The sequence below is a fragment of the Candidatus Omnitrophota bacterium genome (assembly GCA_021735655.1).
GTDB lineage: Bacteria > Omnitrophota > Gorgyraeia > Duberdicusellales > 4484-171 > JAHKAJ01.
The window spans coordinates 301,084-322,746 of record JAIPGM010000002.1 but is presented as its reverse complement, the minus strand read 5'-3'; the positions used below and the strand labels follow the sequence as shown (position 1 = coordinate 322,746).

The window sequence follows — 21,663 nt, the reverse complement described above, 5'->3', positions numbered from 1 at the left end:
GGGTATTTGAAGATTTTAGTAATTTTAAATTACAATCTGATAAAAAAGTTTACCATTTATCTCCAGCCTAATGTAGGGCTTGCGATAAATGGCTTGATATTTTGAGAGTAGAATATACTGGACAATTAACATAGGAGGACAATATGGTTAATATAAATCAGCTTCTTAAACAAACACAGGATAAAGGGGCGAGCGATCTTCATCTCAGCGCAGATAATCCTCCTATTTTTCGAGTTGACGGCAAGTTAAGTATCGGTGAGTTTGATCCGCTTAACAGTGAGGAAACTAAGCATTTAATTTACAGTATGCTTAATAATGAGCAGAAGGCTTTATTTGAACGAGATAAGGAGTTAGATTTTTCCTTTGCCTTGCCGGATATGGACCGCTATAGAGTAAACGTTCATATTCAAAAGGGTAGTGTTGAGGCGGCGATGCGTCGGGTACCGATGGAAATCCCATCCATTGATAGCTTGGGATTGCCGGATGTAGTTTATGATTTTGTTAAAAGGCCTAATGGATTGGTTTTAGTTACTGGGCCTACCGGAACCGGAAAAAGTACGACCCTTGCTTCGATGATCGATTTTATCAATAAAGAACGTGAAGAGATGGTTATTTGCGTAGAAGATCCGATTGAATTTATTCACGTTAATAAAAAGAGTATCATAAAACAACGAGAAGTATATTCTGACACCCACTCCTTTCCAGAGGCTTTAAAGCGAATTTTGCGCCAGGATCCTGATGTTATCGTGGTCGGTGAGATGAGAGATTTAGATACTATTTCAACTACCCTTACGGCAGCTGAAACTGGACATCTAGTTTTAGCTACTTTGCACACACCAGATGCTCCCCAGACAGTTCAAAGAATCATCGATGTTTTTCCACCGCACCAACAACGTCAAGTTACTGTTCAACTAGCTGAATGCTTACAGGGAGTTTTATCTCAGGTGCTACTTCCCAGAGCTGACAATGCAGGAAGGGTTCTTGCTACTGAGGTTATGGTGTCAACTCCGGGTATACGTAATTTAATTAGAGAGAATGACATCGCCCAGATTCCTTCTTTGCTTCAGATGGGTGCACAATATGGAATGCATACAATGGATAAAAGCTTAAAAGAGCTTTATAAAAAGAAAATTATCACTAAAGATGTAGCCCTGCGAAAGGTTAAAAACGTTGTCGAGTTTGAAAGTTTATAGAGAACAGCAATGACTTTAAAAGGAAAAGTATTTAAATTCGGTAACAACATCAATACTGATTGGATAATCTCTGGGCGGTATAAGTTTTCAATTACTGACATGAAAGAATTGGCTCATTATCTTTTTGAAGACATACGTCCGGGGTTTTATGATGAACTTGAACCGAAAAAGTCAATAATTGTAGCCGGCGAAAACTTTGGTATGGGTTCGTCGCGCGAACAAGCTCCCTGGGTTATAAAAGAGGCTGGCGTAGTTTGCGTTGTGGCCAAGAGCTTTGCTAGAATTTTTTATCGAAACGCTTTTAACATTGGCTTAGCTTTAGTTGAGGCAAATACTAATTCTTTAAAAGAAGCCGATAAGATCAGCATAAATTTTGATAAAGGCATAATTACTAAAGAAAAAAGCTCTGCCTGCCTGGAGTTTAAACCTTGGGATAGCTTTAGGAAGGAGTTAATCTACTGTGGGGGTATTTTAAGCTATCTTAAGAAAAATAAAGGATTTAAAATCAAATAAGCTTAATTGCATGGTTAATAAGATTTCGATAGTTGGTGTTGGTGGAGTTGGTGCTACCCTTGCGTTTACTATTCTTAACCGACTGCCGGTTAATGAGTTAGCACTTATTGATATTGACGCTGATCTGGCCAAGGGTTCGGGTTTAGATTTGGAGGATTGTCGGGGATCTTTTGGATTTTCAACTAAAATTAAAGGAAGCAACAGACTGTCTGATATCAAAAATTCAGATATAGTTGTTATTACCGCAGGTCTTGCGCGTAAAAAAGGTATGACCCGTCTTGACCTTTTAAAAATTAACTCAAAAATTGCTAAAGAAATTTCCGAAAAGATAAAAAAGCTCGCTAAGAATGCGATAGTTATCGCCGTAACTAATCCTTTAGATTTTATTACTTATATAGTTGCCAAGGAGACTGGTTTCCCGCGTAATCGAGTCATTGGCATGGGGTCTTCTTTAGATACGAGCCGTCTTTTTAATATTTTACACAATTCGACTGGAGCTTCGACACTTTCGATGCAAGGGTTTGCTTATGGACCGCATAGTAAGGATATGATTGTTGAGTCTAAACGAATAACTATTGCTACAAAAAGTTTAGAGTCCGTAGTTGGTAAATCTAAGGCTAAAACAATCGAAGAGAGAGTTCAGCTTCGCGGGGCTGAAATAGTCAGTGTTTTAAAAAAGTCTAGCGCTCGTTTTGGACCGGCTGCTGCTTGCTCGCGGTTGATTGAAACTATTGTTTACAATAAAAATGAGCTTATTCCAGTATCAGCGATGCTTAAGGGTGAGTATGGTTTAAATAATATTTGTTTAGGCGTGCCTTGTTTTATTAATCGCAAAGGAATCGCCAAGATTATCGAAGTAGAGTTGACTAAAAAAGAAAAAACCGCTCTTAAAAAAGCTGAAAAACTGTTTAAAGAATGTATGATCTAGCGATTATCGGAGCAGGCCCGGCTGGGATATCTGCCGCCAAGAGCGCCTTAGCCGCGGGTTTAAAGTCAATCTTGATTGATAAAAGCGAAAATGCTTTCGGCGGTGTTTGCTTGAATCAAGGTTGCATTCCTACCAAATTTTTTATTCAAAATTCTAACTCAAGTAAATCTTGGTCTGACTTATTGGTATTAAAGCAAGCTCTGATTGAAAAAATTAAGTTACCGATAATCGGTTCTCTAAAGAAGCAAGGGTTAGATATTATTTTCGGGGAAGCTTCTTTTGTCGATAAAAATACTTTAGCTGTAAACGGAGAAAAAGTCTTAGCTAAAAATATTATTATCGCTTCAGGGTCTCTTTCCAAAGATATTTTTAAATCATCAAAAACTATTTCAGTTGAATCGGTTCTTGATCAAAAAATTTTAGCTGATAATATTTTAATTATTGGAGCCGGCTATGTGGGGGTAGAATTATCTTCGCTTTTACACAAATTCGGTAAAAAAGTACTTCTGATTGAAAAAGAAAATCAGATTTTACCTAGTTTTGATAGCCAACTTAGCTCGCGTTTAGAAGTAATTCTCAAGCGGCAGGGGGTTGAGCTGGAAACCGGAGTCGATGCTAATAAGTATGATTTCAGTAAGTTTTCTATGATCGTCCAAGCAGTTGGCCGAAGCCCGAGCTTGGAAGGCTTAAAATTAGAAAATGCTGCTGTTTTAGTTGACGGTAATGGCTGGATTAAAACAGACAATTACCTTAAAACTTCTCAGGATAATATTTATGCTTGTGGCGACGTGATTGGAAAACGCCTTCTGGCCTATGTGGCGGAATATCAAGGGCGTCTTGCGGTTGACAATATAAGCGGTAAAAATATTCTTGAAGATTATAGTGGATTACCGGAATGTGTATTTTCTCAACCCCAGCTAGCTAAGGTTGGTATTTTAGAAGCTGAGGCTAAGTTAGAAGGAATTAATTTTAAAGTTATAAAGTCAAACTTTTTAAAGTTTTCTTCGGCTCATGTCTATGACGATAGCGACGGATTTATGAAGGTTTTGATCGATGACCAGGGGAAGATAATTGGTGCCGGGATAATTTCAAAGCATGCTGGCGAGCTAATCAGTATTTTTTCGCTTTGCATAAAGAATCAATTAAATTTGAATGATTTAAAGAAATGCCTTTTTATTCATCCTACCCTTTCTGAAATCATTCCCTTATTAGTGCAATAAAAAAGTTGCAATAGTAAGTATTTTTGCTACAATATAACGATGAAAAAGATAGTAGTTGTTTTAGTTTTTCTTTTTATTCCAGGTTTTACTTATGCCGGTATTAGCGACACTTTAGATAGCATTGAAGGTAAAGGCCAGGCTAAAGTTGCTACTGAAGTCCCAACCGCCAAAGAAGGAGGCTTGCGTAAAATTGGAATCTTTACCGGGTTTTTAGACGAGCGAATGAAGCACGAGCATGATAATCGAGGCGTATCTCTTTTGGTTTCTTTGGGTTACGATGCAAGGCCTTTTTTTTCAAAAGTTGGCATTAGCACTAAAGGTTACCTAGATTTTGTACTCGAACCATTTTTTAATGTTATTACCAGTCCCAGCGATGAGTTTGAGGTAGGTTCGAATTTTCTAGTTGAATATGATTTTCCGCTTACTGATTGGTTCCAACCTTATATTAAAGGCGGTCTTGGTTTAATTTATATGTCTCAGGAGACGAAAGAGCAGGGAACACAGTGGAATTTTTTACCTCAGGGGTCGGTTGGGTTTCATTGGAGCTTGAAGGATAATATTGCTTTTAGTTGTGAATATCGTCACCGCCACCTTTCTAATGCCAGCATAAAACATCCGAACAAAGGTATAGATGCAAAAATGTATTTAGCTGGCATCACATTCTTTTTTGAATGATAAGAAAAGCTACTCTAACTGATAGTAAAAAAATTCAAGCTCTTATTAATGCTTGGGCCAAAGAGGGCAGAGTTTTAGAGCGTTCTTTAAATTATATCTATGAGCATATACGTGATTTTTGGGTTTATACCCAGGGTAAACGAATAATTGGCTGTTGCGCTCTTAGCGTTGTCGGTTGGCAAGATCTCGGTGAAGTAAAGTCTTTAGCCATTGCTAAGAGTTTTCAAGGCCGCGGCATTGGAAAAAAACTAGTTTTAAAATGTTTAGAGGAAGCTAGAAGGTTAGAGGTAAGTAATATTTTTGCATTAACCTTTGTTCCTCAGTTTTTTAAAAAGTTAGGTTTTAAAAAAATATCTCGTAAGAAGTTACCGCATAAAATTTGGAGTGACTGCATACATTGTATGAGTTTTCCTAATTGTTCTGAGGAGGCGGTAATTTTAAAATTAAAGGGTAAATAATCTAGGAGGATTGATTATGTTTATTGTTGATCATAATCTAACTGAAGATCAAAAAATGTTACGGGAGCTATGTCGCCAAATTGCTGAGGAAAAGATTCGTCCTCAGTCCAGGGAACTCGATGAGAAGGAGGAATTTCCTAAAGATATTATGCAAATCCTTGCTCAATCGGATCTTTTTTCACTTTGTATCCCAGAGGCCTATGGCGGAATGGGTTCGGGGCTAGCTGAGCTGTGTATTGCAACTGAAGAGATATCTCGTGTTGACGGAGGCGTGGCAACTTCTTATGCAGCATCATTTTTGGGTATGTTTCCAATTTTACTACATGGAACTGAAGATCAAAAAAAGAAATATTTACCGGACATTGCTTCCGGCAAACATTTGACTGCTTTTGGTTTAACTGAACCAGAGGCCGGATCAGATGCCGCAGCGGTAAAAACAACTGCTAAAAAAGACGGTGATTATTATATTTTAAATGGCACTAAGCATTTTATTACTAATGCTGGTGATGCTCAAGTTTATACGGTTGTTGCAGTAACCAATAAATCCAGGGGGCCGCGAGGAGTTTCAGCGTTTATAGTCGAGAAAGGGGCTGAGGGATTTACTTTTGGTAAAAAGGAAGAAAAATTAGGCATAAGAGCTTCTTCTACTGGAGAACTTGTTTTTAATGATGTTAAGGTTCCTCAGGAAAATCTACTTGGTGGCCGTGAAGGATTAGGTTTTATTGCTACTATGAGGACTTTTGATCAATCTCGTCCGGGGGTAGCTGCTCAGGCTGTTGGTATTGCTCAAGGAGCTTTAGAACTTGCAACCAAATATGCACATGAACGTATACAGTTTGGCAAACCGATAAGCTCATTTCAGGGTATACAATGGATGTTGGCGGATATGGCTACTAAGATTGAGGCTGCTCGAAGCCTAGTTTATGCTTGCGCTTCGATGGTTGATCGGGGGTCAAAGGATGTTGGGGTAGCTTCGGCTGCCGCTAAGATGTTTGCTTCAGATGTGGCCATGGAGGTTACTACCAATGCTGTTCAAATCTATGGTGGCTATGGCTATATGCGTGACTATCCGATTGAGAAATTTATGCGCGATGCCAAAATTACTCAAATTTATGAAGGCACAAACCAAATTCAGAGGAATATTATTGCTCTTGAACTGATAAAGAAATACGGTAAGTAAACGAGCCTAAAGAAACCAGATATCGGTTTACTAACCCTAACTGACTGTTAATCAATCGGTTAGGGTTTTATTTTTTATAATTTACTGTCTTTTTAATCTCCAGCTTGACTTTTTTCATAAATCTGTTGATAATACTACTTACCTATATAGCACACAAGAAACCATTTTATTTTTATGAATAATATATATATCGTAGGGTTTATGGGAACCGGTAAGACGACGGTTGCTAGTTTTTTGGCTAAGAAGTTAAATCGTGGCTTTGTTGATATGGATGTAGCCATTGAAGAAGACCAAGGCAAGTCGATTACGAACATTTTTGCCGATTCGGGCGAAGCCCATTTTCGTCGTCTCGAGCAAGAATTACTTAGGGAATTGTCAGCAAAAAGTGATTTAGTGATTAGCTGTGGCGGTGGGCTTATCTGTAATGAAGATAATCTAGGTATTTTAAAAGAAAGCGGAGTAGTGGTCTCTCTTTCGGCAAAGGCTTCAACAATTCATGAAAGAACTAAGCATAAGATTCACCGACCGTTGCTAAACACTAAGGATCCTTTGGCGGTAATCGAAAGGTTACTTGTTGCTCGAAAACCATACTATGAACAGGCTGACTATACAGTTGACACTGATAAACTAGACCCAGAGGGAGTAGTTTATAAAATTATCGAGTTGTTAAAGTTAACTAATGGCTAAAAAAAGTTCAATTTTACTTAATCTTATAAATCTTTCACCTAAGAAGATAAAAGACTTAGTCGCTAGTTTTTCGGATTTAGATTCACTATTGAGAGTAAATGTTGCTGAGTTAAGGGAGATTTCTTCTTTAACTAATAATGATATCGAAAAAATTTTAAAGTTTCGAAATTCTAAAGTTTTCGATGATGAACTACGTTTGATTGAAAAGAATAAAGTTATTTGTCTGGATATTTTTGACCCTGGTTATCCGAGCCTATTAAGAGAAATCGATTCAGCGCCGCTACTTCTTTATCTGGAGGGTGATTTAACTGTTTTGAATAAGCCCTTATTTGCTATCGTTGGAAGTAGAAATGCGACTAATTATGGAATTTCTTTGGCTCACGATTATGCTGTTAAGCTTTCTTCTTTAGGTATTGTTATTATTTCTGGTTTAGCTAGGGGGGTTGATACCGCAGCTCACAAAGGAGCAATAGAGACCGGTGAGACGGTTGCGGTTTTAGGTAGTGGTTTGCTTAATGTTTATCCTCGGGAAAATCAGGCTCTTTTTGAAAAAATTACCGCAAAGGGAGTGGTTATTAGCGAGTTTCCGCTTAATACCCCGCCTTTACCGGAAAATTTTCCGCGACGTAACCGAATTGTTAGCGGTCTTTCATGTGGGGTATTAGTTGTTGAGGCAGCCAAAAGAAGCGGCGCCTTAATTACTGCTCGGTTAGCTTGCGAACAGAATCGTGAAGTGTTCGCTATTCCGGGGCCAGTCAATTCTCTTTTGAGCAAAGGGCCGCATTTTTTAATCAAAGATGGAGCAAAATTAGTTGAGACTTTAGAGGATATTTTAGATGAATTAAATATTAATTTTGATAAATTTAAAGATAAAGAGGAAAATTTAGTAAAACTGGAGAGTAATTAGTAATTATGAGTAAGTATTTAGTTATAGTTGAATCGCCGACAAAAGCAAAGACCATTGGCTCGATTTTAGGAAAAGATTACGAAGTTGTCTCTTCAATGGGGCATTTAGTAGATTTACCGGTCAATAAAATTTCAATAGACATCGAAAATAATTTTGAACCAAACTATAAGATTATTTCGGGAAAAGAAAAAGCAGTAAAGCAGTTAAAGAAAAAAGCCAAAAAGAAAAAGGTAGTTTATTTGGCTACTGACCCGGATCGAGAAGGGGAGGCGATAAGTTGGCATATAAAAGAACAGCTATCAGAAGTAACAACGAAGTTCAGTCGGGTGACCTTTCATGAAATTACTAAGGAGGCTTTAATTGAGGCTTTTAAGCATCCGAGTAAGCTAGATGTTAATAGGGTTAATTCACAGATTGCCCGAAGAGTTTTAGACCGAGTTGTTGGTTATAGTCTTTCACCGCTTTTGTGGAAAAAGATAGTTCGCGGTCTTTCAGCCGGAAGAGTACAGTCGATAGCTTTAAAGTTTATCGTTGAGCGTGAAAAAGAAATAGAAAAATTTAAACCACAAACTACTTATTCAGTTGAAGCTCAATTTAAGACTCAGGATTTAACTTTTAAGGCCAAACTTAATAAGTACAGAAGTAAAAAAGGAATATTTACTAAAATAACCGATGCCGATCAGTGTATAGCGATAGTTAAAGATCAAGATTTTTCGGTAAAAGATATAATAAAGAAAAACTCTACGAGAAAACCACCTTCGCCACATATTACTTCACTTTTACAGCAAGAAGCTTTTAACAAATTACATTTCTCGGCTCAAAAAACAATGATGATTGCCCAGAAGCTATACGAAGGTATCCAAATTAATGATGAAAGCGTCGGTCTGATCACGTATATGCGTACTGATTCTTTTCATGTAAGCTCAAAAGCTAAAAATGAAGCTAAAGAGTTCGTTGGTGAAACCTTTGGTCAGGATTATATTGCCGATAAAGAGTATCGCTACAAAAAGAAAAAGGGGGCTCAGCTTGCCCATGAAGCCATACGACCGACTAGCGTATATCGTAGACCTGAGGATTTAGCCTCTTCTCTTTCTGATGATGAACTACGGCTGTATGAACTAATTTGGCGAAGATTTCTCTCGACAGTTATGAAAGAGGCTTTGTTGGAGCAAAAAAAAGCAATAATTTTGTCAAAGGACAGTGAATTTGCCGCCGATGGGAGGCGGGTAGTTTTTCCGGGATATCTTAAAGTTCTTGATTCGGGAGCTGAAGATAACCCTTTGCCCGACCTTAAAAAAGGGCAAGATTTAGAGGCTGGGGAATTTAACGTGATTGAACACGTAACTAAGCCCCCACCGCGCTATAACGATGCATCTTTGGTGCGCTTGCTTGAAGAAAAAGGTATCGGTAGGCCATCCACTTACGCGCCGACTATATTTACTTTGATTAGAAGGAATTATGCCCGTCGAGAAAAACGTGCTTTTATTCCGACTGATTTAGGGGCAAAGGTAATTAAACTTTTAGTAGAGTTTTTTCCTAAGATTATGGATGAAGGGTTCACCGCTTCGATGGAAGAAAAGCTAGATGAAGTTGAGCGTGGCAAAATAGAGTGGCATAAGATTTTGAAGGATTTTTATCCGCAGTTTAAGGAACGAGTGGACAGGTCATTAATTTTAGCGAAAAAAGAAATTGAATATTCGGATAAAAATTGCACCAAGTGTGATGGCCGAATGATAATTAAATGGTCAAGAAAGGGTCGTTTCTTGAGTTGCGAGCATTTTCCTAAATGTAAGTATGCTGAAAGTATTACCACTGGAATAGTTTGTCCGGAGTGTAAACAGGGAGAGTTGGTTGAGCGTAGAAACCGGCGTGGTCAAATATTCTTTGGTTGCAGTTCTTTTCCAAAGTGTACTTATACTAACCGTAGTCTTCCTGATGATAAGTCGCCAGGAGAAGAAGAACAAACTATAGTTAACTAATGAACTCTTTTTCATACTATATCGATAAATTTATTAATTATCTAACTATTGAGAAAAATTATTCCCAGCATACGGCTATTAATTATCAACGGGACTTAAACGAGTTTTCCGAATTTTTGGACTCACGTAACTGCAGGGATATTAAAAGCATTGATTACTTTTTGCTACGTAAGTTCCTGGGGGTTTTGAGTGAAAAGAGATTGGATAAGCGAACCATATCGCGCAAGATATCTACTCTTAAAAGTTTTTTTAAATTTATTCTACGCGAAGGTATTATGAAGAATAATCCGGCAGCTTCGTTAATTTACCCCCGTCTTGATAAGCCGTTACCTAAATTTTTAACTGAAAAAGAAGTTGGCCTGGTTTTGAATCTCCCTAAAGGAGATGGTGTTTTAGTTCTTCGCGATAAGGCAATTTTAGAGTTTCTCTATTCAACTGGGGCCCGAGTTTCTGAAATGACCGCCTTAAAAATAGATGAGGTAGATCTTATTGGAGGAATTGTCAAAGTTAAGGGAAAAGGGCGCAAGGAACGACTTCTTCCTTTGGGGGAACCGGCAGTGGTTAGTATTAAGCAATACGTAGATGCCCGTCTGGATGACACTAAGGCTTTATTCGTGAATCGAAGAAACGGCCCTCTAAGCGATCGCGGAGTTAGGTTAATTATTTCTAAGTATATAAAAAAAGCTGCGCTTAATTTACATGTGTCACCACATACTTTTCGGCATTCTTTCGCAACCCATCTTCTTAACCGAGGGGCTGATTTGCGAAGTGTCCAAGAGCTTTTAGGTCATTCAACAATAGCTACTACTCAAATATATACCCATCTTACGATAGATTCTTTAAAAAACGTTTACCAAAAAGCGCACCCACGAGCACGATGAAGGTACTACTTTTACTTTATGATTGTATTTTTTTTCTAGGTTTTATTATTTATCTTCCGGTTTATATTTGGCGTAAGAAAATAAATTTTTCAGCTTTTTGCCAGAAATTTGGATTAGTAAAGAATTTAGCTTCCGGAGAAGCTATCTGGATACAGGTAGTTAGTGTTGGCGAGGCAAATGTAATTGGAAGTTTAATTCAAAAAATAAGGGAATATTACGATAATCAAATTATCATATCAACTACGACCTTAACCGGAAACAGAATAGCGAAAAATAAATATTCTGATTGCGCTCAAGTAGTCTTTTTTCCTTTAGACCTTTCTATTGTTATTAAGCATTTCATAAAGGTGTTCCGGCCAAAGGTTTTTATTGCCGTTGAAACTGAAATTTGGCCAAACCTTTTTTTTCAGCTGGCAGCTCGTAAAATACCAATTCTGATTATTAACGGGAGGATTTCCGATAAGGCCTTTAAGCGCTATAAGCTAATTCGGTCGGTACTTAAGGTGGTAATTAATAAGTGTAGTTACATAGCGGTTCAAAATGAAATGTATAAAGAGCGTTTTTGTTTTTTGGGAGCCGATGAAGGTAAGATAGTGGTTAGTGGAAATATGAAATTTGAAAGCATTTCGATTGATCAAAAGGTTTCCGCCAACATCAAAAAAGTTTATGAGCCAATTCTCAAGGGCAGTGATAAACTTCTTTTTGTTGCTGGTTGTACTCATCCCGGGGAAGAAGAGATTTTGTTAGAGGTATATAAAGATGTTGTTGAGCCGTCGGGTAATTTCCGGTTTTTGATTGCTCCGCGGCATCCTGAACGAGTGGCAGCTGTTGAAAAGTTGGCTCGTTTTAAAGGTTTTGAACCCTTCAAGGTAAGTCAAATCTCTAATTGCTTTTTGCAGGGCGCAAACAAGAGCAAAAATCCAGTTTTTATTCTAGATACAATAGGTGAACTATTTTATTTTTACGGTCTTGCTGATATTTGTTTTGTTGGCGGGAGTTTATCTCCCGATGGAGGACACAATATCCTGGAGCCGATTTACCTCGAGAAGCCGACTATCTTTGGCTGTCATATGGATAACTTTCTCGATGTTGAAGAAGTTGTTTTGGAAAAGGGGGCTGGAATTAAAGTAGAGGATAAGGAGCAATTAAGACAGGTTCTCTTAAGGTTAGTTAAGGATGAAGCATTACGTAAGAATTTAAGCAGTCGTTGTCATGAGGTTTTTCAGCAAGAGCGACAAAGCTTAGATAAAAATTTAAAAATAGTTTTACAGTCGTTAGCACTAAATAAAGGCAATGTTTAAATTAAAACAGCTTTATTTGAGCTTTTTAGAAAAAGATAAAAAAAACGCAGCGGAAATAGTTTTTCATTGGTTTTTGGAGATACTTTCTTGGGTTTATGGAGCTGTAGTAGGCTTACGTAATTTTTTCTACGACCACAATATGTTTAGTTCTTATCGGTCGCAGGCAAAAGTTATTAGTATCGGTAATATTTCTTGGGCAGGTTCAGGAAAAACTTCTTTAGCGATTTGGCTGAACGAAAGACTATCGGTTGAATTTAAAGTTGCGATATTGCGTCGCGGCTACGGTCGGGACGAAGAGTTGCTGCTCAAAGAGATATCTCAAAATGTATACTCAAGCCCCGACAGGTGTCGCCTAGCAAAAGAGTTAGGTTCTCGATTTGAGATTCTGATCCTTGATGATGGATTTCAGTATCGTAGATTAAAAAGGGAGCTTAATCTTGTTGTTATCGGGGCCAGGGAGTTTTCACGAAGCCGGCAGCTAATCCCAGCAGATTTTTTTAGGGAACCTTGGAGTTCCCTAAAGAGAGCAGATTTGGTGCTTATTAACTATGCGGATGAGATTTCCGATCGCGACAAAATTATATCAGAAATCAAGCGGTTGACAGGTAACAGTTCTTTGTATTTTTCTAATTATAGACTCGGGCAATTTATCGATTTAAGTTCGAAAGTAATTGAGACTAAAAAACTTCAAAATAAAAGGGTAGCAGTTTTTACGGCGATTGGATATCCACAAGGTTTTCTTAATAAGTTAAAAGAGTCGGGGTTGAATCTTGTATCTGAAATTATCTATCCGGATCATCATGAGCTTTCGGATTTAGAATATAAAAAGATTGAAACTGATTTATTGTCGCAAGATATTCATGACTTAATAATTACCAGTAAGGATAGATATCATCTTCCGGCTATGAGTTGTAAGCTTAATATTATTGTTATGGAAATAGAACTGCAAATTGAGAATGAACTTGAATTTTTGGCTGAGGTAAGGTCGAAGGTTATTGGCAAGGGTGAGTAGTTATGTATCGTTTTTGTAAGCAGCTGCAAAAAATATTATTAAAAACGCCACTTTGGATTATTTGGTTTTTAGGAAAAACGATCGGACTTGGGTTTTATTACCATCCACGCAAGCGGCGGGTAGCTTTTAGAAACATAAAATTAGCCTTTCCTGAGAAATCTTATTCAGAGGTACATTCAATTCTTAAGCGGAGTTTTTGTTATTTAGCTTTAGATGTTATTGAAAATCTTATTGCTTCTAGGATATATCCTTATGTGACGATAAAAGGAGAGGAAAACCTTACTGCTGATGGTGGTATCTTTGTCGGAATCCATGCCGGAAATTGGGAGACAGCAATATCTTTGTTCGCTCATAAGCATACTTTTGCTGTTTTCGCCAAGCAACAAAAAAATAAAGAGCTGGACCGTTTTTTAAATGAAGTACGTCAGGACGGTAAAATCAATGTAGTTTTTTCCCTAAAGGAATTAATTCGCTATTTAAAGCAGAAGAATTTAATCGGCATAGTTATTGATCATGGCGCTGAAAAAGATGCACCGGTAGTTGAGTTTTTTTCTCATTTAGTTCCTACCCCGAGGGGGTCGGTATATTTAGCTAAAAAGTTTAATAAAAAAATATTTCCTGATTTTTGTTATCGCAAGGAACGTTTTTATCATGTAAGCGAGATTGGAAAGCCGATTGATGTTGTTGGTAGGGACGATAAGGAAGTTCTGAGATCTTTATATAAGATTTATGAAAATTATTTGAGAAAGTACCCCTGGGAATATTTTTGGTATTATAAACGCTTCAAGCGCAAGATAAATCGCGATGTTGTAATTTTAAGCGATGGTAAGATTGGTCACCTTAAGCAGTCCAAAGCTTTACTTAAAATATTGGAAGAAGGAGAAAACCCGGTACGTAGCCAAGTGATTAAAATTACTTACCGTAGCCAAGTGCATAGATTTATTGCCGATATCTTAGCAACTTGTATCGGATCAAATATGGTTTTTGCCGGAAGGTTGCTTTCGTTGTTGGTTGATAAAAAGAGCTGGCAGGCTTTAGATAGCGTTTGCATGGATATTGTAATAAGCACTGGAAGCATTGTTGCTCCAGTTAATAAGTTACTGGCTTCATATCTAGGTGCAAGGTCAGCGGTTATTTTACGTCCCAACGTGCCATTGCGAAAATTTGATTTAGCAGTTATTCCTGAACATGATCGAATTCGTAGCCCACAAGCAGTGTCAATTAAAGGAGCACTTTGCTATCCTGAAAATTTAACTGATAAAATTAATAAATGTAAAAGTATTTTTCAACTAAGTGAAGAAAAAAAGATTTCTTTTTTTGTCGGTGGACCATTGTTAGACGGAAAAGAGTTTTTTACAAACTTAAGGTCTTTCGTGTTTGGATTGAAAATATTTGCTGAGAAAAATAATTATAAAATCATTTTAAGTAGCTCACGGCGTACGCCTAAGGAGGTTGAGGAATATCTACAGCAAGAGTTTAATCATTTTTCTCACACCGAGGCTTGGGTCAGGGCAAGTCAAGCTAATTTCGATTTTGTTTTTGAAGGTTTTAATGCTTTAGCGGATATTGCTTTTGTATCCAATGATAGTATTTCAATGATATCAGAAAGTGTTTCAATTAATCCGTTTACTGTTTGTGTTTGGCTGGGCATTGAAGATGATAAGCATAAAGTGTTTTTAGATTCGATAAAGGATGAGATTAATTTTCTCAAGCCACCCTATGACTTAGAATCAATAACCTTGCGCTCTTCGAATATGTTTTTAAAGAATAAAGAGAAGCTAGCCTTTGCTTTAAAGGAGTTAATTTAATGCGCATAATGCAGATTCTTCCAGCTATGAATATTGGTGGTATCGAGCGGGGAGTGATCGATTTAGTAAAATATTTTAAGGACCGCGGGGTGGACAATATTGTGGTTAGCTCCGGAGGGAGACTCGTTGAGGAGCTAGAAAAGCAAGGTATTACTCACTATAAACTACCAGTGCATAGGAAATCTATCTTTAGTTTGCTCTATATACGAAAATTAAGAGAGATTATTCGTAAAGAAAATATTGATATTGTTCATGCTCGAAGCCGCGTGCCAGCCTGGATAAGCTTTTTTGCAACACGGACAACTCAGACCCACTTTATTACCACGGCTCACGGTGTTTACAAAAGCCCTTTGTCTAGTGATGTTATGGGCTGGGGTAAATATGTTATTTGTCCTTCCAAAGTAGTTGCTCGCCATATGAAGGAACAGTTTGGGGTTAGTGACGAGAAGATTAAAGTTATACCACGTTGGGTAGATTTAGCTAAGTTTAACTTTTGTGATTATCAGAGTAGAGCTCAAAGTAATTTGATTGTTAGTATTGGGCGTATTTCATCGACTAAGGGTTATGAATATTTGATAGAGGGTTTTAGGCGAGTGGTGCGATTTAATCCTTATTTTAAGTTAAAAATAATAGGTTCGGCCGATAAATCTAAGCTAAGATATTTGGATTATTTGAAAAGTTTGGTAAGCCGTTTTTCTTTAAATTACAATGTTGAGTTTATTGGTTTTAAGAAAGATATCGAAGATGCTTTGAGTAAAGCACGAGTCCTGATTGCACCTTCAGTAATTGAGGAGTCATTTGGCCGGGTGGTGATTGAGGCTTTTGCTTGTGGAGTTCCGGTAATTGCAAGCAACCTTGGAGGATTCAAGGAGATAATTGAACAGGGTAAAGATGGTATTTTGGTTGAACCTAAAAACTCTGAAGCAATAGGCCAAGCTATTTTACAACTAGTGAAGGATCCGCAATATGCCCAAAGGCTTACTGAGTGCGCACGCAGGAAGGTAGAACGGTTTTATGCTTCAGAGCAATGTTTAGATGAGACCAAAAAAGTTTATGAGTCCACGATTAGCGGTTTAAATATTTTAGTAGTTAAAATTTCTTCTTTGGGTGATCTTATTTTAAGTTTCCCTTCGCTTAAAGCGATTCGTCAAGCCTACCCGAAGGCTAAAATTTCTCTTTTGACTTCAAGGAAGTATTATTCCTTATTAGACGGGTGCCCTTATGTCGATAAGATTATTACCGTGGAGGATAATTATAAGAAATTTACTAATCTTTGTAAGCTTTCAAAGAATTTACGTCGCGAGAGTTTTGATTATATAATTGATTTTCAGAATAATCATGCTTCGCATTTAATTTCTTTTTTAAGTTTTGGACGCTACTCATTTGGCTATAGTCTTCGTTGGGGTAAGTTGCTCTCCAATCGAATAACTTGTAAACGTAACTTAGATCCGCTTAGCTCTCAAGAGTCAATTTTAGAATTATTGGGCGTAAGGCTTAAAGAAAAAAAGTTAATTTTTTGGGAAACTAACAATCGAGCTGAGGTTAATTTACCCGAGGCTAATCTTATTGGAATCAATATAGCGGCCTCTTCACGTTGGGTTTCAAAGAATTGGCCGGCTAGACATATTGTTAGGTTAATTGAATTGATTCAAAAAAATTTACCAGGAACTAAAGTTCTGCTTTTCGGTGAAGAACAGTCTAAGAAACTAGCCACCGAGATTGAAGCTGCTTTGAAAATTCCGCCAATCAGCCTTTGCGGCAAAACTACTCTTGGCGGTTTAGCTCAAGCCTTGCGTAGGCTTAAAGTCTTTATCACCCCCGACACAGCAACTCTTCATCTAGCGATGGCTATCGGAATACCAGTGGTTGCTCTTTTTGGACCAACTGACCCTAGTCGGCATACTGTGGAGGCTAGTAACCTTAGTACTTTCTGTCAAAAATTACCTTGTTCCTTTTGCTATAAACCAAAATGTAAATTTTCTGAAAGTTCACTTTGTTTAGAAAAAATAACACCGCAGGAAGTATTTAATAAGCTTAGGAGCTTGTTTAAGTAATGAATATTCTGATTTTAGCGACCCATCTAAATCCCGGTGGAGTTTCTCGCTATGTTTTAAATTTAGCTAAAGGATTGGTTAAACAAGGACATACGGTTTTCGTGGCTTCAAGCGGTGGGAGTTGGGTTCCGGAATTAGTGAAAGTTGGCATAGTACATAAATATATTCCAATAAAAACAAAGGCTATTTTTAGTTTTAAAATATTGTTTTCTTGTTTTGTTTTGAAAAGATTAATCCGTAAAACTAAAATTGATCTAATTCATGCTAATACTCGGGCGACTCAAAGCCTTGGAGCTTTGATTCAGAAAAGATATCAGGTTCCTTACATTTGTGCATTCCACGGGTTCTATAAGCCGGGGTTGTTTCGAAAATTATTTTCGTTTTCGGGAGTTCTGTCAATTGCTGTTAGTAAAAAAGTAAAGCATCACTTAGTTGATGATTTAGGGATTAGTGAAAAAAAGATTCGGGTGGTTTATAATGGTATTGACGCCGAAGAGTTTTCTCCTAAGGTTATCAATCGTAAGCAGTATGGGTTTGGATCCGGAGATTATCTAATTGGGATTCTTGGTAGAATATCTCAAGAGAAAGGACATTTTTTAGCTCTTGAAGCAATGAAAAAATTACTTCCCCGGCATAAGGATGCCTATCTTTTAGTGTCTGGTGAAGGTAAATTAAAAGACGAATTAAAAGAGGCGATAGAGGCTAGTGAGCTTAATCGCAATGTAAAGTTTATTCAAACTACTTCCGAGGAGTTTCTTGACCTGGTAGATTTATTGATTGCTCCTTCGATAAAAGAAGGTTTTGGTTATTCAGTGGTTGAAGCTTTTGCTAAAAAGGTTCCGGTAGTTGGCTACAATACTGGAGGAATATCAGAAATTATTAGGAACGGTGAAAATGGAATTTTATTTTATGACTATAAACCTTTTGCTTTAGCTTCGGCGATTGAGGAAGTTATTTCGGGTAAAGAATTGAGAGAGAGAATCGTTGAACAGGCCTATAGGGACGTTTTTAATTTTTCCTTGCAACGTATGGTTTCTGAAACCGTAAAAGTATATCAGGAGGCTGGGCAATGAAAAAGATTTTTATTCCTTTGTTAATTGTATGGATTATCTTCTTTTCGTTTTTTTGGTATCTTAATCGTAACTACGAAACTCCGATTTTTATGTATCATTCACTTGACCCAGAAAGGATAGATAACTATGCGGCTGTTGCTCCGGATAATTTTATTAAGCAGATGGAGTATATCGACAGACATGGTTATCGGGTGATTGAGCTTGATGAATATTGTCGCTTGCGCCGAGCCGGAGCACCAGTTCCTAAAAAGTCATTGGTTATAACTTTTGACGACGGGCATAAAGATAATCTGGTTGCTTTTGAGGTATTGAAAAGATTTAATTTTCCGGCTACATTTTTTATTATTGTCGATAAGTTAAATAGTCCGAGCTATCTATCAAGAGTTGATATCGCCCAGGCCTTAGAGAATCCTAAAATAACTATTGGTTCTCATACAGTAAGCGAGGCTTATTTGCCGAGTTTAGGGCCGAATGAGCTTAGCTATGAAATTAGAAATTCAAAGGCAGCCTTAGAGGATCTGTTTTCGAAAACGATTAAATTTTTTTCTTATACGATTGGTGGGTATAATCGGCAAACATTAAAAGAGGTTGAATTGGCAGGTTATTTATGTGCTTGCACTACCAATCGTGGTTTTTCTAAAAAGTTAACTCCGTTCACTCTTCGAAGGATTAAAATCACTGATCGCGATCGCGGAGTAAGGCTTTGGGCTAAATTAAGCGGTTTTTATGATATTTTTAGAAAACCCAAGCATCCTTATTAAGTATTGCAATAATGGAAAGAATACTGATAGTTACGGTTAATTGGTTAGGTGACGCGTTAATGACTACCCCGGTTTTTAAGGCGATTAAGGACCAATTTCCTTCTTCTTATTTAGGGGTAATGGTTCCTGAGCGAGTGCGAGGCGTTTTTGATGATAATCCATTTATTGACGAAGTTATTGTTTTTGATGAGAAAAATAATCAGAAGGGATTGATCGCTAAGTTACGGTTTATTAAGTTTTTAAAAGAAAAAAAGTTTGATACGGCGTTTCTTATACATCGCTCAGCAACTAAGGCCATTATTTGCTGGTTGTCTGGTATTAGCTTGCGAATTGGTTACAAGCGACTCAAAAATTTATTTTTCTTAACTAAAACGGTTTCAGTGCCTCAAGGTTTTCTTCATCGACAGGATTACTATTTGAATCTTTTTGAGAGTCAGGATATAGTAATTAACGAAAAAATACCTACTTTTTTTATTGACCGTAAAACACAGCAACAGGTAGACGTATCCTTGCAGGTTTTAAAACAAAAACATAGCTTAATTGTTGGGATTAATCCTTCGGCAAATTGGAAGCTGAAGCGTTGGCCAGCCAAAAATTTTTCCAGGCTTGCGGATTTTTTAATCAAGAAGCATAGGGCAGCGATAATTTTTATCGGAGCCAAAGATCAGAGGTCGATTGTCGATGAAGTTATAAAAAATATGGAGTTTAAGGCTTATGATTTTTGCGGTAAAACCAGCCTTAAGGAGTTAGGTGCTTTAATAAAAAATAGTGAACTTTTTATTTCTAATGACTCTGGTCCGGCGCATTTAGCCGCTTCTTTGGGTGTTACAACGATAGCTCTTTTTGGACCCACAGCAAGGGAATTAACAGCTCCCCGTGGCAGAAAAGTTATTATAATCCAAAAAGATTTTGACTGTAAAATTCCTTGTTATGATCTTAATTGTTTAAATAATAAATGTATGAGCAATATAACCGTAGAAGAGGTCGCAGCTGCTGCGGCCAAACAATTGTCCTGTGGTTAAAAGTATACTGATAAATTTTCTTAGTAATCTTGGCGATACGATTGTCAGCTTGCCGGCACTCGATCGCTTGAAGACTAATTACCCTGATTCAAAAATAACCGCAATTGCGTCTTTAAAAACAAAAACTTTTCTTCTTGAGAATAATTTTATTGACGAAGTTATTCTTTACAATAAACTTTGGCCTTGGGGTCAAAAATTGAAGTTCGTTTTAGATCTTCGTGGAAAATATGATTTAATGATTGATTTAAAAAACACTTTTCTTCCGGTTGCTTTAGGGGTTCGAAAAAGCACATCATTCGTGCGCAAATTCCCTAAAGGAATGCATGCAAAAGATGAAGTTTTAAGTCTGATTGCTAAAGTTGCCCCTAAAGAAGCGAGATTGAAAAGTGAGCTTATCCTTGAGGAGTCCAAAAAGAAAAATTTAGAGAGTTTAAAGTTAAAAAAATCCGTGTTTATTGCTTGTTCTTCCAGAGAAAAACTCAAACAATATCCTTACGAATATTTAAAAGTGGTAGTTAGCGAATTAATTGCTAAGCATTCAGTGGCCATTCTTGGTGTGGCTAAGGACCGGGATTTTTATAAGGATATTTTATATTTTCCGGGGGTGATTGATCTTGTTGGCAAAACTGAAATGAACGAGGTTTATTTCTTACTCAAAAATTATGTTGATTTGCTTCTTTGTGTTGATTCAAGCATTATGCATTTGGCTAGTTATCTCGACTTGCCGATAGTTGCTCTTTTTGGGCACAGTGATCCAGTTCGATACGGACCCTGGTCTGCTAAATATTCGGTTTTGCAAAAAAATAAATATATGGCGCCTTCGTCAGCGCAGAGAAAACAGAATTATCAAGTTTTGCTCAAGCGGATGGAGATAGAGCCCGAGCAGGTGCTTAAGGCAATAGAAAAAACAATCGGAAAATAGCTAATGGGTATACCCAAAAAGATACTAATCGCAAGAACCGATCGATTGGGTGATGTTATTCTTTCGACTCCAGTAATTAAAAACTTACGTCTTTACTATCCGAAGGCGCACATTGCTTTTATCTGCCGTCCCTACACGCAAGAAGTTTTGATCGGAAATCCTTATCTGGATGAAATTATTGTTTATGATAAATATGGTAAGCATAAAAGTATTTGGGGAACGATAAAATTTGCTTGGGAGCTGAAAAAAAAGAAATTTGATTTAGCTTTAATTTTGCATCCGACGAATCGAATGCATCTGGTGTCTTTTTTTGCTGCTATTCCTAGACGTATTGGTTGGGCCAAAAATATGGATTGGTCACTTAGTGAAAGGTTACCGCATACTAAACAAGAAGGCCAGAAGCATGAGTTAGAATACACCTTAGATATTTTGCGTTATTTAAAGATACCGGTAAAAGATAAGGAGTTGTTTTTTCCAGTATCTGTTGAGGCGAAAAAGAGGGTAGATAAATTACTTAAAGAAGCCGATTTGGGAGTAGAGGATGAGTTTATTGTAATTCATCCTTCAGCGTCGTGTCCTTCTAAGCGTTGGCCGCAAGATTATTTTTCAGAAGTTATCAAAATTCTACAGGATAAACTAAAGATTAAGGTGGTAGTTATAACTTCGAAAAAAGAAGCCAGCTTTGCGCAAAAGATTACTAAGCAAAATAAGGTTATTGATTTTCGTGGAAGACTTAATATTTCTGAAATTGGGGCCATTCTGCAACGGGCAAGTCTTTTTATTTCTAATGATTCTGGACCAGTACACATTGCCGCTAGCGTTAATACACCAGTAATTTCTATCTTTGGTCGAAAGGATTCTGGTCTTTCTCCAAAACGCTGGAAACCTTTAGGAGAAAATTCAACTTACCTTCATAAGGATTCTGGTTGTTCGGTTTGTTTTGCTCATAATTGTAAAGAAGATTTTATTTGCCTTGGAAAAATTACCCCTCAAGAAGTAGTTGAAAAATCGCTCTTGATTTTAAATAAAACTTAGGGTATGATAAGTGACTATTTTTGATGAGACTCGAATCTGGTAAAGTTTCGTTAG

General features: G+C 37.3%; 20 protein-coding genes. All 20 read left to right on the top strand.

Annotated elements, in window-relative coordinates; all coding sequences use genetic code 11:
• The first annotated feature begins 143 nt into the window (after positions 1-143).
• The 20 genes from K9L86_02690 to waaF (K9L86_02595) all read left to right on the top strand — a co-directional run bounded on the left by K9L86_02690 (position 144) and on the right by waaF (K9L86_02595) (position 21,609).
• Positions 144-1,193: a type IV pilus twitching motility protein PilT gene (locus K9L86_02690; protein MCF7907768.1), complete on the top strand. Its 1,050-nt coding sequence runs from the start codon at positions 144-146 to the stop codon at positions 1,191-1,193.
• Between the two features lie 9 nt (positions 1,194-1,202).
• A complete protein-coding gene (locus K9L86_02685; protein MCF7907767.1) occupies positions 1,203-1,706 on the top strand; it encodes a 3-isopropylmalate dehydratase in 504 nt (167 codons plus the stop codon).
• 10 nt (positions 1,707-1,716) lie between these two features.
• A complete protein-coding gene (locus K9L86_02680; protein MCF7907766.1) occupies positions 1,717-2,634 on the top strand; it encodes a malate dehydrogenase in 918 nt (305 codons plus the stop codon).
• On the top strand, positions 2,622-3,854 hold the full coding sequence (locus tag K9L86_02675; protein ID MCF7907765.1) for an NAD(P)/FAD-dependent oxidoreductase: 1,233 nt from the start codon (positions 2,622-2,624) through the stop codon (positions 3,852-3,854). Before K9L86_02680 ends, K9L86_02675 begins: the two co-directional genes overlap by 13 nt.
• Positions 3,855-3,893: 39 nt before the next feature.
• Entirely contained in the window at positions 3,894-4,529 is a 636-nt protein-coding gene (locus tag K9L86_02670) for an acyloxyacyl hydrolase (protein ID MCF7907764.1), read from the top strand.
• Entirely contained in the window at positions 4,526-4,987 is a 462-nt protein-coding gene (locus K9L86_02665) for an N-acetyltransferase (protein ID MCF7907763.1), read from the top strand. The genes K9L86_02670 and K9L86_02665 overlap by 4 nt, the downstream gene beginning before the upstream one ends.
• A 16-nt stretch (positions 4,988-5,003) precedes the next feature.
• Positions 5,004-6,167 carry an acyl-CoA dehydrogenase family protein gene (locus K9L86_02660; protein MCF7907762.1) on the top strand — a complete coding sequence of 388 codons (1,164 nt, stop codon included), beginning with the start codon at positions 5,004-5,006 and terminating at the stop codon, positions 6,165-6,167.
• A gap of 174 nt (positions 6,168-6,341) precedes the next feature.
• Positions 6,342-6,854 (top strand): shikimate kinase, encoded by a 513-nt coding sequence (locus K9L86_02655; protein ID MCF7907761.1) that lies wholly within the window; start codon positions 6,342-6,344, stop codon positions 6,852-6,854.
• A complete protein-coding gene (dprA, locus tag K9L86_02650) occupies positions 6,847-7,761 on the top strand; it encodes a DNA-processing protein DprA (GenBank protein ID MCF7907760.1) in 915 nt (304 codons plus the stop codon). Before K9L86_02655 ends, dprA begins: the two co-directional genes overlap by 8 nt.
• Positions 7,762-7,766: 5 nt before the next feature.
• A complete protein-coding gene (gene topA / locus K9L86_02645) occupies positions 7,767-9,740 on the top strand; it encodes a type I DNA topoisomerase (protein ID MCF7907759.1) in 1,974 nt (657 codons plus the stop codon).
• Positions 9,740-10,621 carry a tyrosine recombinase XerC gene (locus K9L86_02640; GenBank protein ID MCF7907758.1) on the top strand — a complete coding sequence of 294 codons (882 nt, stop codon included), beginning with the start codon at positions 9,740-9,742 and terminating at the stop codon, positions 10,619-10,621. Before topA ends, K9L86_02640 begins: the two co-directional genes overlap by 1 nt.
• Complete coding sequence (locus tag K9L86_02635) at positions 10,618-11,922, top strand: 3-deoxy-D-manno-octulosonic acid transferase (GenBank protein MCF7907757.1); 1,305 nt, start codon at positions 10,618-10,620, stop codon at positions 11,920-11,922. The genes K9L86_02640 and K9L86_02635 overlap by 4 nt, the downstream gene beginning before the upstream one ends.
• On the top strand, positions 11,915-12,934 hold the full coding sequence (gene lpxK / locus K9L86_02630; protein MCF7907756.1) for a tetraacyldisaccharide 4'-kinase: 1,020 nt from the start codon (positions 11,915-11,917) through the stop codon (positions 12,932-12,934). The genes K9L86_02635 and lpxK overlap by 8 nt, the downstream gene beginning before the upstream one ends.
• A gap of 2 nt (positions 12,935-12,936) precedes the next feature.
• Entirely contained in the window at positions 12,937-14,742 is a 1,806-nt protein-coding gene (locus K9L86_02625; protein MCF7907755.1) for a mitochondrial fission ELM1 family protein, read from the top strand.
• Positions 14,742-16,796, top strand: coding sequence for a glycosyltransferase (locus K9L86_02620; GenBank protein MCF7907754.1), 2,055 nt, complete (start codon positions 14,742-14,744; stop codon positions 16,794-16,796). The genes K9L86_02625 and K9L86_02620 overlap by 1 nt, the downstream gene beginning before the upstream one ends.
• On the top strand, positions 16,796-17,869 hold the full coding sequence (locus K9L86_02615; protein MCF7907753.1) for a glycosyltransferase family 4 protein: 1,074 nt from the start codon (positions 16,796-16,798) through the stop codon (positions 17,867-17,869). The genes K9L86_02620 and K9L86_02615 overlap by 1 nt, the downstream gene beginning before the upstream one ends.
• Positions 17,866-18,630, top strand: a complete 765-nt coding sequence (locus K9L86_02610) for a polysaccharide deacetylase family protein (GenBank protein MCF7907752.1) — start codon at positions 17,866-17,868, stop codon at positions 18,628-18,630. The genes K9L86_02615 and K9L86_02610 overlap by 4 nt, the downstream gene beginning before the upstream one ends.
• Positions 18,631-18,641: 11 nt before the next feature.
• Positions 18,642-19,652 (top strand): lipopolysaccharide heptosyltransferase II, encoded by a 1,011-nt coding sequence (gene waaF, locus K9L86_02605; protein ID MCF7907751.1) that lies wholly within the window; start codon positions 18,642-18,644, stop codon positions 19,650-19,652.
• On the top strand, positions 19,645-20,574 hold the full coding sequence (locus K9L86_02600) for a glycosyltransferase family 9 protein (protein MCF7907750.1): 930 nt from the start codon (positions 19,645-19,647) through the stop codon (positions 20,572-20,574). The genes waaF (K9L86_02605) and K9L86_02600 overlap by 8 nt, the downstream gene beginning before the upstream one ends.
• Before the next feature lie 3 nt (positions 20,575-20,577).
• Positions 20,578-21,609 (top strand): lipopolysaccharide heptosyltransferase II, encoded by a 1,032-nt coding sequence (waaF, locus tag K9L86_02595; protein MCF7907749.1) that lies wholly within the window; start codon positions 20,578-20,580, stop codon positions 21,607-21,609.
• Positions 21,610-21,663 lie beyond the last annotated feature (54 nt).

Bases quoted from the DNA above. Each gene is read 5' to 3' on its own strand.
- K9L86_02690 (MCF7907768.1), top strand. From the start codon at position 144: ATGGTTAATATAAATCAGCTTCTTAAACAAACACAGGATAAAGGGGCG.
- K9L86_02685 (MCF7907767.1), top strand. From the start codon at position 1,203: ATGACTTTAAAAGGAAAAGTATTTAAATTCGGTAACAACATCAATACT.
- K9L86_02680 (MCF7907766.1), top strand. From the start codon at position 1,717: ATGGTTAATAAGATTTCGATAGTTGGTGTTGGTGGAGTTGGTGCTACC.
- K9L86_02675 (MCF7907765.1), top strand. From the start codon at position 2,622: ATGTATGATCTAGCGATTATCGGAGCAGGCCCGGCTGGGATATCTGCC.
- K9L86_02670 (MCF7907764.1), top strand. From the start codon at position 3,894: ATGAAAAAGATAGTAGTTGTTTTAGTTTTTCTTTTTATTCCAGGTTTT.
- K9L86_02665 (MCF7907763.1), top strand. From the start codon at position 4,526: ATGATAAGAAAAGCTACTCTAACTGATAGTAAAAAAATTCAAGCTCTT.
- K9L86_02660 (MCF7907762.1), top strand. From the start codon at position 5,004: ATGTTTATTGTTGATCATAATCTAACTGAAGATCAAAAAATGTTACGG.
- K9L86_02655 (MCF7907761.1), top strand. From the start codon at position 6,342: ATGAATAATATATATATCGTAGGGTTTATGGGAACCGGTAAGACGACG.
- dprA (MCF7907760.1), top strand. From the start codon at position 6,847: ATGGCTAAAAAAAGTTCAATTTTACTTAATCTTATAAATCTTTCACCT.
- topA (MCF7907759.1), top strand. From the start codon at position 7,767: ATGAGTAAGTATTTAGTTATAGTTGAATCGCCGACAAAAGCAAAGACC.
- K9L86_02640 (MCF7907758.1), top strand. From the start codon at position 9,740: ATGAACTCTTTTTCATACTATATCGATAAATTTATTAATTATCTAACT.
- K9L86_02635 (MCF7907757.1), top strand. From the start codon at position 10,618: ATGAAGGTACTACTTTTACTTTATGATTGTATTTTTTTTCTAGGTTTT.
- lpxK (MCF7907756.1), top strand. From the start codon at position 11,915: ATGTTTAAATTAAAACAGCTTTATTTGAGCTTTTTAGAAAAAGATAAA.
- K9L86_02625 (MCF7907755.1), top strand. From the start codon at position 12,937: ATGTATCGTTTTTGTAAGCAGCTGCAAAAAATATTATTAAAAACGCCA.
- K9L86_02620 (MCF7907754.1), top strand. From the start codon at position 14,742: ATGCGCATAATGCAGATTCTTCCAGCTATGAATATTGGTGGTATCGAG.
- K9L86_02615 (MCF7907753.1), top strand. From the start codon at position 16,796: ATGAATATTCTGATTTTAGCGACCCATCTAAATCCCGGTGGAGTTTCT.
- K9L86_02610 (MCF7907752.1), top strand. From the start codon at position 17,866: ATGAAAAAGATTTTTATTCCTTTGTTAATTGTATGGATTATCTTCTTT.
- waaF (MCF7907751.1), top strand. From the start codon at position 18,642: ATGGAAAGAATACTGATAGTTACGGTTAATTGGTTAGGTGACGCGTTA.
- waaF (MCF7907749.1), top strand. From the start codon at position 20,578: ATGGGTATACCCAAAAAGATACTAATCGCAAGAACCGATCGATTGGGT.